This is a genomic window from Methyloversatilis sp. (genome assembly GCF_030698125.1).
Lineage (GTDB): Bacteria > Pseudomonadota > Gammaproteobacteria > Burkholderiales > Rhodocyclaceae > Methyloversatilis.
The window spans coordinates 1-12,807 of record NZ_JAUYNV010000050.1; the positions used below are offsets into that span (position 1 = coordinate 1).

A 12,807-nucleotide genomic window follows, 5' to 3' on the forward strand; every position below is an offset into this window, starting at 1 on the left:
TTGATTCGTATGAGCACTTCAATTTAGTTGTCATGCGCATTTCAATCGCCCCAAGTTCCCCTGAAACGACATCTACACGCCGTTACAACCATGCCGTGCCCACACCTATCGGCTGTTTGTGTTTTTAAAGAGCTTCGCTGCAATTTCGTGCAGCACAGAAATGAGACTGTAACACAATTTCGAATCTGCGACTACTTTTTCTCTCACCCTTACCGCTCGTAAATCGGTGGTTGCGGGGACAGGATTTGAACCTGTGACCTTCGGGTTATGAGCCCGACGAGCTGCCAGACTGCTCCACCCCGCGTTCGAGAGAAAAAGATTATGACTGGTCGAATGAAGAAGGTCAACCCCACCTGATAAATTTGGTGTGGATTGCGGAGCGGCGCGATCGGATACTCTCCGGCGACGAACGGAAGGTCTCTCCGGCGACGAACGGAAGGTCGTCGGGGAAAGCGTGCGGATGTGCAAGCAACCATATATATAGGCGAATGAAACGGACTTACATCAGGAAGCACAGGCATCAGATTGAGCTTGCGCTCATCGTAGCCACTGCGGCCATCACATTCGTCGCAAGTTCGCAGGCGGAGCTTTACGAGCGGTTCCATACGCTGCTTACGCGGTATGAAGTTGTCCAGGCAGACGAGTTGTTCATTGCGTTGCTTGGTCTTACGGTGGCGCTGACGCTTTTCTCAGCGATGCGGTGGCGCGATGCACGACATGAGCTGGCCTCGCGTGTCGCCGCCGAAAGACGACTGAAACGGCTTGCCACACGCAACCGCGAGTTGGCTCAGGCCTTGATTGGCCTTCAAGAGGCCGAACGACGGCGCTTTGCACATGAGCTTCATGACCACTTCGGGCAGTGCTGCAACGCGATTCGGATCGATGCGGTTTTCTTGCGCGATCACCTTGAGGATCCCTCAGCGGAGAAGCGCGCGGCTGACCGTATTGCGGAATCAGCAGACGACCTTTACCAGACGGTACGGGGATTGCTCTACGAACTGCGTCCGGCGAGTCTGGACAGCCTCGGGTTGCTCGGGGCCGTGCAGTCGCTGTGCGAATCATGGGAAGAGCGATCAACGATAAACTGCGCCCTGCTTCCACGGGGAAACCTCGATGATCTCGGTGAAGACGCCAACATTGCAATCTTCCGCATCATCCAGGAGTCTCTTTCCAACGTCATGAAACACGCCAATGCCAGCCACGTCCGAATCGTCCTCGGTCATCATGCCGATACCGATACGATCGAACTTGCCATCGAGGATGACGGTGGCGGATACGATGCAGTCAGAGTGCGCCCCGGTCTGGGCTGGCTGGGCATGGGCGAACGCGCGTCCATGCTCGGTGGTGCGCTGACGATAGACACGAGTTCGCTGGGCGGTGTCATGGTGAGTTGCAGCTTTCGACATCCGGCACACGCTGACGCCATCGAGCGCCATAAGGTCAAGGACCATGATTGAAGTACTGCTTGTCGACGACCACCCTATCGTTCGCTCAGGTTATGCACGATTGCTTGAAACGGGTCGCGACATTCACGTCGTCGCAGAAGCCGAGGACGCCGATTCGGGCTATCTCGCCTATACAGCACATTCACCCAAGGTGACGGTAACCGACCTGTCACTGCCCGGTTCAAGCGGCATCGATCTGATACGCCGCATCAGGGCTCGTGATGCGGGTGCCAAGGTATTGGTATTCAGCGTGCACGATGAAGCAGTGGTCGTCGAGAAAGCGCTGCAGAGCGGAGCCAGTGGTTTCATCAGCAAGCGCAGCGCGCCGGAAGTGCTGCTCGAAGCCGTTCGTCACGTAGCACGCGGTGAGCGCTATCTGAGTACCGACGTAAAAAGGGCTTTCGAACTTCGTTCGCCCGACGCCGAACGTTCCATCATCAATGACCTTTCACCGCGTGAGTTCGAGGTGTTCCGCCTCCTCGCGCAGGGGTTGTCGGCCGCTGAGTGCGCCACGATGCTCAACCTCAGCCAAAAGACGGTCGCCAACTACCAGGCTCTCATCAAGGAGAAACTCGGTGTCGGCACATCGGCGGCACTGGTGCATCTCGCACTTCGGTTAGGTGTTGTGCCTCCACTCGGACCAAAGCAGGACTGAACTTCGCTCGCAAACTATCGGGAAAAACTCCCGATACCGGGAGTTTTTCCCGATCTTTCCCGAAGAGCGTTCGCTATCTTCCGCTGCGGTCGCGCCCTGCGACTGCAGTCGCAGCGCCTCGCAGACTGGCGCGCGACGCAACTTGAGGAGATTTCAGTTGAACACACATCACGGCGCAGCACGACTGCGTCTGACGCCGCTTGCAATGGCCATTGCCGGACTGCTTGGTACTACGGTCACCATTGCAGCGGAAGTTCGGACCGTTGCCCCGACCGTTGAAGTCGTCGGCACGTCTCCGATCCCCGGTCTCGACCGGCCGAAGGACGAGATCCCGTCGAACGTGCAATCGATCCGCCGCGATCGACTTCGCGACACCGGAGCAGCAGGCTTGCCGGAGCTTCTTGGCAGCCAGTTGCAAGGCGTCAACGTCAATGAAATCCAGGGCAACCCCTACCAGGCCGACGTGAATTACCGCGGCTTCACCGCAAGCCCGTTGCTCGGCACTCCCCAAGGCCTGTCGGTGTACCAGGACGGGGTGCGCATCAACGAACCGTTCGGCGACGTTGTGAATTGGGACCTGATCCCGCGCAACGCGATCGCATCGATGGACCTGATCCCGGGCTCGAATCCGCTGTTCGGCCTGAACACGCTTGGCGGCGCGCTGGCTATCCGCACGAAGGACGGCTTCAGTCATGCCGGCACCGGGCTGGAAGCCTACACCGGCAGCTTCGGCCGCCATGCGGTCACCGCCGAGCACGGCGGCAACAACGGCGAACTGGGCTGGTATTTCACCGCCACGCGCTTCAAGGAAGACGGCTGGCGCGATTCCTCGCCGTCGGACGTCAATCAGTTCTTCGGCAAGATTTCGCATCGTTCCGCAAAACACGAGCTCGACCTGAACCTCACTCACGCCAACAGCGATCTCATCGGCAACGGCCTGACGCCTCTGTCGTTCTACGAACAGCGGCGGAAATCGATCTTCACGTCGCCCGACAACACCCGAAACCGGATGACCATGCTGTCGCTGAATGGCGGCTACTGGCTGGACGACGTGCACAAACTGTCAGGCACGGTCTATGTCCGCACGAACAACGTACGCACGCTCAACGGCGATGCCAATGACGAGTTCGCCGCCCCGGGCGACCCGGAAGGCGTACTCAACCGCACCCGCACGCGCCAACTGGGTTACGGATTCAGCGCCCAGTGGGCAAAGATTCTTGACGACCGTCAGCTGGCAGTCGGCACGACCTATGACCACAGTCGTACCCGCTTCCAGCAGACCGAGCAGGAAGGTGACTTCAATCCGGACCGTTCGGTGAATCCGACCGACACGGAAGAGGATCCCGACCCCAAGCTGCGGGGCCGCACGCAGACCTGGAGCCTTTTCGCCACCGGTACCTGGAAGCCGGTGCCGGAAGCCGCCGTGTCGATGTCGGCACGCTACAACCACACCAGCGTGAAGACGACCGACCAGCTGGATGCCACGTCCAGCCTCAACAGCGACTACACCTACAGCAAGATCAACCCGGCGCTCGGCGCCACCTATGCGCTGACTCCGGCAGTCACGATATACGCCAACGCGCAGCAGGGAAATCGGGCGCCCAGTCCGATCGAACTGGGCTGTTCCGACCCGAACGAGCCATGCAAGCTGCCCAACGCGATGCAGGCCGATCCGCGACTCGACCCGGTGGTCACCCGCGGCATCGAGTTCGGCATCCGTGGCGTCGCAGGTCCGATTCGCTGGAACGCGGCTGCTTTCGGTTCAGTAAGCCGGGACGACATCCTGTTCGTGTCCAGCAACACGGTCGGCCAGGGCTACTTCAAGAACTTCGGCAAGACGCAGCGCCACGGCGTCGAACTGGGCGTGGGGGGCGACTACGGCCAGATGGCCTGGCGCGCCGGCTACACTTGGGTGGATGCGACTTACCGCTCGGGTGAGTGGGTCGTATCCACGGAAAACTCGTCCGCAATGCCAACTGGCGACCCAAAGGAGGGGCAGATCCGGATCGAATCCGGCGACCGCATTCCGGGCATCGCCGAGCATAGTTTCAAGCTGGGGCTGGACTGGCGCCCGACGCAGTGGCTGACACTCGGTTCCGACATCGTGACGCACTCCGGTGTGTATGTACGCGGCAACGAAAACAACCAGCACGACGAAGGTGGGAAGACAGCCGGCTTCAGCGTGGTCAACCTGGTCGCAACCGCCCAGCTGGGTGCCGGATGGTCGGCATTTGCCCGCATGAACAACGTGTTCGACAAACACTACTTCACCGCCGGCCAGATCGGCGAAAACCCCTTCGTCGGCCCGAACAACAGTTTCGATCCGGACGACAACAACTGGCGCGATGAAACCTTCTATGCGCCGGGTGCCCCGCGTGCCGGCTGGATCGGCGTTCGGTACCGTTTCGGCGGGTAAGCGGCGGTGCCCCGCAGTGCCGGGGCCACTGCGGCCACAACGACAAAGGCACCTTGCGGTGCCTTTGTCGTTTCCGTGGGTTGGCTTACCTGGCGGCCGGCGCCTGTGCCGGCGCAGCGGCGGGCGGCGCTGGGGGTACCGCCGGAGGTGCAATAGGCGTCGGCGTCACGGTCACTCCCTGCGCCTTCATCCGTTCAATGTACTTTCCCGCCACCGCATCCTGCGAGGCGGCCAGCAATCCGGCCGCCTTCTTGTCGCCTTCAGCCGCCTTCGCTTTCTTCTCGGCCGCAGCAGCCTTCTGTTCTTCCGTCATTTCCGGAAGCTTGGCCAGCGCACCGGTGGCCAGCAGCGCACCGAGCATCAACACCAGTAGCCTGTTCATACAAGTAGTCCTCCGATCAGACGCGGGCCGTGACGGGCATCCCGCCAGCCGGCTGTGTCGCGGGTTGAGTTTTCATCGCCTCGTCGTACCACAGTTCGTGGTGTTCCCTGGCCCAGGTTTCGTCCACGTAGCCGGTCTTCATGCCGTCGAGCGCGCTTTCCATGCCGATGCTGCCTATATATATATGCGCAAGCGACAGCGTCATCACCAGCAGAGACCCGATCAGGTGCACGATGTTTGCCGTCTGCATCACCCAGCGCCCCTGTTCGAAGTTCGGGAAATTCAGCACCAGGCCACTGACCCCGACAATCGTCGACAAGCCGACCACTCCGAGCCAGAACCAGGTTTTCTCGCCGAAGTTGAAGCGATGAGATGGCACATGTTCACCGGTCAGCAAGCCACCTGCCTTGCGTATCCACAGTGCGTCGATCGACTGCCAGATGTTGTCCTTGATGAACAGCACGATGAAGACGACCACCGACAGGATGAAAAGCGGTCCGATGAAGTTGTGGACGTTCTTGCACACCACGGCCACAGTGGCGAACAGCGAGTAGCCGAACACCGGCAGCAGAACATGCTTGCCGAACAGCATCACCAGACCGCTGACGGCGAGTACGCAGAACGAAATCGCCATCGCCCAGTGTGATGCACGCTCCAGCGAATTGAAACGATGGATCAGACGGCCGGTCTTCGCGCCGGAGAGCATGATCGGCCCCTTCAACTTGAAGAACACCGCGAGCAGTATCACCATGGCGCAGAAGGCGATGCCGCCGTACAACATCACCGGCCCGTTGCGCAACGCGCGCCAGGTCTGGCCCCCCGACTGGATCAACACACCGGTCTCGACCCCCTTGACAGTCGTGTAGTGAGCGTCACCCGAGCGCACCTCGCGCCATACCGGTGCGTTGTTCAGCGGCTGGAACTGCTGGCTGGTCGCCTGCTCGGCCGCATCGGCCGCCAGCGCGGGCTGTAACGGCAGCGCCATCAGCGCACCGATGCAACACAGCAGACGGACGAGCCATGAGAAGTGTTGAGTCATCGCAGCCTCCTAACCGTTGATGCGGCGGTATTCGTTCTGGCTCTGGTTGCGCGCCTTGATGGTGGCTTCCCATTGCGCACGGTCACCCGCGAACGATTCGTTGTCCCACGGCTTGGTGTCGGGCTTGCCCTGGTACTGGCCCTGCTTGTAGACCACCACCCGTTCGTGTTCGCCGCAGCCGGCCAGCGACACCGCCACGGCGGCGACAAGAACCGATCCAGTCAGTCGTCTCATGATTTGCCTCCCGCATCAGGTTGCCGGGCCGGTGCGTCCGGCTTGCCGTAGGCGGTCGACCAGCCCCAGATGTCGGCGCCCTTGCCGCGCGTGGTGACGCGCTGGCGGTAGATGTCGGCCAGCACGTCGGCATCGCCACCGAGCAGCGCCTTGGTCGAACACACCTCGGCGCACAGCGGCAGCTTGCCTTCGGCGAGGCGGTTGCGGCCATACTTGCGGAATTCGTCTTCCGAAGCGTTCTTCTCCGGGCCGCCGGCGCAGAAGGTGCACTTGTCCATCTTGCCGCGCAAGCCGAAAGCACCCGCCTGCGGAAACTGCGGCGCGCCGAACGGACAGGCGTAGAAGCAGTAGCCGCATCCGATGCACAGATCCTTGTCGTGCAGCACGACGCCCTCGTCGGTGCGGTAGAAGCAATCGACCGGACACACCGCCATGCAGGGCGCGTCGGAACAGTGCATGCAGGCAACCGACATCGAGCGCTCGCCGGGCACACCGTCGTTGATGGTCACGACGCGCCGGCGATTCACGCCCCAGGGCACTTCGTGTTCGTTCTTGCACGCGGTGACGCAGCCATTGCACTCGATGCAGCGCTCTGCGTCACAGATGAATTTCATTCTTGCCATGTTGTCCTCCGTTCTCCGCGGCGGTCCCGACCAGGCGCCCGCCGCGTGGGTTGCATCGCGCGTTTCAGGCCTTGACGATCTGGCAGACCGTGGTCTTGGTTTCCTGCATCATCGTCACCGAGTCGTAACCGTAGGTGGTGGCAGTGTTAACCGCCTCGCCGCGCACCACCGGGGCCGCACCTTCCGGATAGCTGTCGATCAGGTCCTTGCCCATCCAGTGGCCGGCGAAGTGGAACGGCAGGAACACCGTATCGGCGCCGACCCGCTCGGTCACCATCGCCATCACCTTGATCTGGGCCCCGGTAGGCGACTTCACCCACACCATGTCCTTGTCGCGGATGCCCCGGTCATTGGCTGCACGCGGGTTGATCTCGACGAACATGTCCTGCTGCAGTTCGGCCAGCCACGGGTTGGAACGCGTCTCGTCGCCGCCGCCCTCGTACTCGACCAGCCGGCCGGAGGTCATGATCAGCGGGTAGTCCTTGCCGACGTTTGCGAACTGGTCCTGCACGCTCTTGTACAGCGTGGGCAGTCGCCAGAACGCCTTCTTGTCGTCGTGCGTCGGGTACTTGGCGATCAGGTCGGCACGCGGCGAGAACAGCGGTTCGCGGTGCAGCGGAACGGCATCGGGGAAATTCCACACCACGGCGCGTGCCTTGGCGTTGCCGAACGGATGGCAACCGTGTTCCTTCATCGCGACGCGGATGATGCCGCCCGACGAGTCAGTCTTCCAGTTCTTGCCTTCCGCCTTCTTCTTCTCGTCGTCGGTCAGTTCGTCCCACCAGCCAAGCTTCTTCAGCAGCACATGGTCGAATTCCGGGTAGCCGAACTGCAGGTCGGCACCCTTCGACGCCGAGCCGTCATTGGCCAGCAGACTCACGCCGTCCTTCTCGACGCCGAAGTTGGCGCGGAAGTTGCCGCCCCCGTCCATCACGTGTTTCGACGTGTCGTACAGATTGGGCGTACCGGGGTGCTTCATTTCCGGCGTGCCGTAGCACGGCCACGGCAGGCCGAAGTACTCGCCGTCGAGTACGTAGCCCGTTTCCTTGTCGATGCCGCCCTTGGCGCGCAGCGTCTTCGGATCGAACACCTGCATGTTGCGCATGTGGATCTTCAGGCGTTCCGGCGACTGGCCGGTGTAGCCGATGGTCCAGGTACCGCGGTTGATCTCGCGCAGGATGTCCTCGACGCTGGGCTCGTTGTTCGTCACCTTCACGTTCTTCGTGAACTCGTCGGCGAAACCGAATTTCTGCGCGAACAGATACATGATGGTGTGGTCGGGCTTCGATTCCCACAGCGGCTCGATCACCTTTTCGCGCCACTGGATGGAACGGTTCGACGCGGTGCAGGACCCGACGCACTCGAACTGCGTCGCCGCCGGCAGCAGATAGACGCCGTCCTTCCGGCCGCTGGCCGCCATCGCAGCAGTGGCCGATGGATACGGATCGATGACCACCAGCGTATCGAGCGCCTTCATGGCCTCCAGCATGTCCTTGCCGCGCGTCTGCGAATTCGGCGCATGACCCCAGAACACCACGGCACGCAGGTTCGGGTCCTGGTCGATGAATTCGTTCTTCTCGGTGACGCCGTCGATCCAGCGCGACACCGTGATGCCCGACTTCTCCATCATCGCCTGCGACGCGAAGCGGCCTTTCAGCCACTCGTAATCGACGCCCCACACGCCGGCCCAGTGCTTCCACGAACCGGTCGCAATGCCGTAGTAGCCGGGCAGCGAATCCGGGTTCGGGCCGACATCGGTTGCGCCCTGCACGTTGTCGTGACCGCGGAAGATGTTGGTGCCGCCGCCTGCGACACCGACATTGCCGAGCGCCAACTGCAGGTTGCACATCATCCGCACGATGGCATTGCCGGTGGTGTGCTGCGTCTGGCCCATGCACCACACCACGGTCGAGGGCTTGTTCTTCGCCATCGTTTCGGCGATCAGCTTCACCTGGTCGTCCGGCACGCCGCTGACTTCCTCGACCTTCTCCGGCGTCCACTTCATCGCCTCGTCGCGGATCTTGTCCATGCCGTACACGCGGTCTTCGATGTACTGCCTGTCTTCCCAGCCATTCTCGAAAATGTGCCGCATGATGCCGTAGATGATCGCGATGTCGGAGCCGGAGCGGATGCGCACGAAGTGGTCGGCCTTGGCCGCGGTGCGCGTGAAGCGCGGGTCGGCGACGATGATTTTTGCGCCGTTCTCCTTCGCGTGCAGGATGTGCAGCAGCGACACCGGGTGCGCCTCGGCGGCGTTCGATCCCATGAACAGGATGGCCTTCGAGTTCTGCATGTCGTTGTAGGAGTTGGTCATCGCGCCATACCCCCACGTATTCGCCACGCCGGCCACCGTGGTCGAGTGGCAGATGCGCGCCTGGTGGTCGCAATTGTTGGTGCCCCACATCGACACGAACTTGCGCATCATGTAGGCCTGCTCGTTGTTGTGCTTCGACGAGCCTATCCAGTACACGCTGTCCGGTCCGCTTTCTTCGCGCAGCTTGAGCAACCGGGCTGACAGTTCGGTCAGTGCGTCGTCCCACGACATGCGCACCCATTTGCCATCGACCAGCTTCATCGGGTAGCGCAGGCGGTGCTCGCCATGGCCGTGCTCGCGGATCGCCGCGCCCTTGGCACAGTGCGCGCCCATGTTGATCGGGCTGTCGAACACCGGCTCCTGCCCGACCCACACGCCATTCACGACCTCGGCGTCGATGGCACAGCCGACCGAACAGTGGGTACAGATCGTGCGCTTGATTTCAACCTTGCCACCGGCCGCCGGCGCATCGGCTGCCCGGGCGCGCTCGACCATCGAGAACGGCAGTGCCGACGCAAAGGCGCCGGCACCGGCCGTCATGCCGGAGCGCTTCAGAAAGGTGCGCCGGTCCATCGTGCGCGGCACGGCAGCCGACACGGCGCGCGCGAGGCGCGAGCCGCCGCGCGAGGCGGTGGCGGATTTGCGGGTCAGGGTCATGGTCGGTCTCCTCCGGTCAGACGCGTGCGGTACGGTAGTAATTTGCGATGTGCTCGGTCATGCGATAGCCGCCCTTCTCGTTCTTTGCCGTGAGGCCGGTCGCCGGCGCGGTGTCGCCGATCGAGCGCACCGCCACCACGGCGGCTGCGGCGCCCACGCCACCGATACCCGCGGTCAGCAGGAAATGCCTGCGTTTGAGGTTGGCCTTGAGGTTGTCCTTGTCAGTCATCGTGAAGTCCTCCAGTCGTGGTCACTGCGGGTTGTGCGGGGATGTGTTGTTCAGGCATCGCGTCAGGCCTCGATCTGCCGCGATGCAGTTTCGATGTCGAGAAAGCAGCGCAGGTACCGGCCGGCGCGCCGGTAGAAATTTGCTTCGGGCACGGCCTCGATCGCATCGATCAGTGCGCCGTACCAGGGCTCGATGTGGGTCGCGAAAAAGCGGTCCTGCGCGGCGGCGCGATCCGCTTCGCTGCGCGTCGTATCGGTCAGCAACAGGCGCATCACGTCGGCCAGTGCCGCGATGTGGTCTTCCGGATCGGATTCCCCTTCGGCCCGCTGCAGTCCGAGCGCAGCAAGGTCATCGCGCAATCTGGCCAGCGGCTTTTCGTTGACGAAGCCGGCAAGATGGAAGGACGCGAACGGCACGACCTGCGGGCGGCCGACGCCGCCGAACAGGGCGTCGAATTCATCCTGTGCCGCAGCAGCGTCCATCGCCGACGATGCGGCACACAGCGCGTTCCACGCGCGCGCCATCAACATGGCCTCCGCCGAGGGCGCATCGTCATCGACTGGCCAGTCGCCCGAGGCCGTCATCGTATCCAGCAGCGCAGCGTCGGGCGCCGCATGAAACAGTCGCGAAATGAGCGCGTAGTGATTGGCACGCGCCATGTCTTCGTCGCTGACCGGGTCGCGCACGAAAGCCACCGGGCGAAGTCGGGTTTCGGTGGTCATAGATCGAATACCGATGTTTCGCGGCCGGGGCTGTGCATCAAATCGATGACGCGGCAGTCGGCGCACATCTGCAGCCGGCGCAGCGCATCACCACCGGCAAACATCGAGTGCGCCGCCAGCTTGCCGGTCATCGCATCGATCATCTGCTTCGTGCCGAAGGGTGCGCTGCAGCGGATGCAGTGGAAAGGTTCGGCTTCGTTCAGCACGCGTTCGCGCCGTGCCGCGTCACCGGTCAGCAGACGCGCTTCGAGCGACAGCGCGTTTTCCGGGCAGGTATTCACGCACAGGCCGCACTGCACGCAGTTGCGTTCGAGAAAACGCAGCGCCGGCCGTTCGCCGCCATCCATCAGCGCCGACGCCGGACAGGCGCCGACACAGCTCATGCACAACGTGCAGGCCGTCCGGTCGATATTCACCGTACCAAAGGGGGCGCCAGCCGGCAGTGCGATGGCTTCTGCCTTTACAGGCGCGTGACGCACCAGGTGGTCGAGACAGAATTCGAGCGCGCCGCGTTTTTCGGCCGGCAGCGCAAAAGACGCCGGCGGACAGGACATGCCGGCCGCGGGAAGCGTGCCCAGCGCCTGCGCCAGCGTCGCCGCGTCATCTGCCGTGACGGCGACCACTGCCGCCGCGGGGTAGCCAAGTGCCGCAAGCACGCTGCGACCGATGGCGATCTGCGCCGCGGTTGCCGCGGCGTAGGCATCCGGCCGGTCGCCTTGGGACAGAATGACGCATTGTGCAGCGCCGTAGGACAGGGCCGCGAACATCAGTTCGAGACCGACCGAGGCAACGTCATGCACGGCCACCGGCAGCACGTCAGCCGGCAGGCCGCGATGGCGTCCGGTCAGCGCAATCAGGTCTTCGCCCTGCGTTTCGCTGTGGAACAGAATGCGCGGTGCGTGACCACCTGCAGCGCGCCAGGCCTTCAGCGCCGTCTTGACGCGCAGTGCAACATCGCTCGCGGACGGGTAGGCGTAGCGCATCGCACCCGTGGGACAAACTGTCGCACACGCACCGCAACCCATGCACAGATGCGGCTCGACGAACACACCATCGCCATCGGCGCGGATGGCCGAGGTCGAACAGACGTCGATGCACTGGTTGCAGCCCTGCTTGCTGTTGCGGCTGTGCGCGCAGATCGACGACTTGTAGGTGAAGAACTTCGGCTTCTCGAATTCGCCGACCAGGGCGGCGATCTGCTGCAGCGCCAGCGACTGCTCGAGCGGATCGCGCCCGGGTGACAGATAGCCTTGCGGCGGGTGCGGAATGCGGATCAGCGCCGGCTCGGACAGGTCGAGCACGAGATCGTAGGTTTCGCTGCGCAGCGCACCGATGGCGTCGAAATCGATGGCACCGATGTCGCGGCAGGCCGTCGCGCAGGCGCGGTGACCAGAGCAGCGCGCGGCATTCACCTGGTAGTCATAGCCGATGGCGCCTTCCGGACAGGCGTCGATGCAGGCATTGCAGCGCACGCAGGCGTCGAGGTCGATCGCGTTGGCGCGTTGCCAGCTCACTTCGAAGGCACCGAGCCAGCCGGCGACCGACACATTGCGGCCGCTGGCCACCGGGTAGTCGCGGCGCACCGGCAGCTCGGTGCGATCGTTATCGGTGATCAGCACGTTGATCGCGAGGCGCTCGCCATAGTGTTGCTGCGCGCGCTGCGCCCAGCCCAGCGCGGCGCCGGCCGGGCCGATGATCAGCAACTGGCCGGCGGATTCATAACTCACGGCCGGCACCGGTGCCGGTTCGGCCAGCCGCGCCATCGCAAGCTGTGCCGCGAGTGCAGGCTGCACGTCGGCGCCTCGCGCGCTGCGTCCGGCGATGTCCCGCAGGTTGATGAAGGTGACGCCGGACGCGCTGCCCGCGTCGTCAGCCAGCTCGCGCAGCAGAGCCGATTCCTGCGTACAGCCGACGATGGCTTCGGGCGCACTGCCGAGCAACTGCGCAAACGTATGCGCGTCGCGCCGGCACAGCTGCTGCCCGACCTCGAGCGGCGCATCCAGCGCGAGCGCGTCCGTCAGGCGTGTAATGTCGAATGGCACCGTGCCGTTGCAACTGCACAGGTGGACCGCCTTGTCGGCGTTGTTCATT

The 12,807-nt window shown here is 63.1% G+C and carries 11 protein-coding genes and 1 tRNA gene; 3 read left to right on the plus strand and 9 right to left on the minus strand.

Annotated elements, in window-relative coordinates; all coding sequences use genetic code 11:
* Positions 1-227 precede the first annotated feature (227 nt).
* Positions 228-304, minus strand: a tRNA-Met gene (locus tag Q8Q80_RS15830).
* 184 nt (positions 305-488) lie between these two features.
* On the opposite strand from Q8Q80_RS15830, the gene Q8Q80_RS15835 reads away from it, so the two are divergent.
* From Q8Q80_RS15835 to Q8Q80_RS15845, 3 genes are all read left to right on the plus strand, one after another.
* Complete coding sequence (locus Q8Q80_RS15835) at positions 489-1,457, plus strand: sensor histidine kinase (protein ID WP_305633846.1); 969 nt, start codon at positions 489-491, stop codon at positions 1,455-1,457.
* Positions 1,450-2,100 (plus strand): response regulator transcription factor, encoded by a 651-nt coding sequence (locus Q8Q80_RS15840; protein WP_305633847.1) that lies wholly within the window; start codon positions 1,450-1,452, stop codon positions 2,098-2,100. The genes Q8Q80_RS15835 and Q8Q80_RS15840 overlap by 8 nt, the downstream gene beginning before the upstream one ends.
* Positions 2,101-2,257: 157 nt before the next feature.
* Positions 2,258-4,516 (plus strand): TonB-dependent receptor, encoded by a 2,259-nt coding sequence (locus tag Q8Q80_RS15845; protein ID WP_305633848.1) that lies wholly within the window; start codon positions 2,258-2,260, stop codon positions 4,514-4,516.
* Between the two features lie 85 nt (positions 4,517-4,601).
* Here Q8Q80_RS15845 and Q8Q80_RS15850 read toward each other — a convergent pair whose 3' ends face one another.
* From Q8Q80_RS15850 to Q8Q80_RS15885, 8 genes are all read right to left on the minus strand, one after another.
* A complete protein-coding gene (locus Q8Q80_RS15850) occupies positions 4,602-4,898 on the minus strand; it encodes a formate dehydrogenase (RefSeq protein WP_305633849.1) in 297 nt (98 codons plus the stop codon).
* 16 nt (positions 4,899-4,914) lie between these two features.
* Positions 4,915-5,937, minus strand: a complete 1,023-nt coding sequence (locus tag Q8Q80_RS15855; RefSeq protein WP_305633850.1) for a formate dehydrogenase subunit gamma — start codon at positions 5,935-5,937, stop codon at positions 4,915-4,917.
* A gap of 9 nt (positions 5,938-5,946) precedes the next feature.
* Positions 5,947-6,171, minus strand: coding sequence for a hypothetical protein (locus Q8Q80_RS15860; protein ID WP_305633851.1), 225 nt, complete (start codon positions 6,169-6,171; stop codon positions 5,947-5,949).
* On the minus strand, positions 6,168-6,794 hold the full coding sequence (fdh3B, locus tag Q8Q80_RS15865) for a formate dehydrogenase FDH3 subunit beta (protein ID WP_305633852.1): 627 nt from the start codon (positions 6,792-6,794) through the stop codon (positions 6,168-6,170). The genes Q8Q80_RS15860 and fdh3B overlap by 4 nt, the downstream gene beginning before the upstream one ends.
* Before the next feature lie 64 nt (positions 6,795-6,858).
* On the minus strand, positions 6,859-9,765 hold the full coding sequence (locus Q8Q80_RS15870; RefSeq protein ID WP_305633853.1) for a formate dehydrogenase subunit alpha: 2,907 nt from the start codon (positions 9,763-9,765) through the stop codon (positions 6,859-6,861).
* 16 nt (positions 9,766-9,781) lie between these two features.
* Positions 9,782-9,994, minus strand: coding sequence for a formate dehydrogenase (locus Q8Q80_RS15875; protein WP_305633854.1), 213 nt, complete (start codon positions 9,992-9,994; stop codon positions 9,782-9,784).
* Between the two features lie 62 nt (positions 9,995-10,056).
* Positions 10,057-10,716, minus strand: coding sequence for a molecular chaperone (locus tag Q8Q80_RS15880; RefSeq protein WP_305633855.1), 660 nt, complete (start codon positions 10,714-10,716; stop codon positions 10,057-10,059).
* Complete coding sequence (locus Q8Q80_RS15885; protein ID WP_305633856.1) at positions 10,713-12,806, minus strand: 4Fe-4S binding protein; 2,094 nt, start codon at positions 12,804-12,806, stop codon at positions 10,713-10,715. The genes Q8Q80_RS15880 and Q8Q80_RS15885 overlap by 4 nt, the downstream gene beginning before the upstream one ends.
* Position 12,807 lies beyond the last annotated feature (1 nt).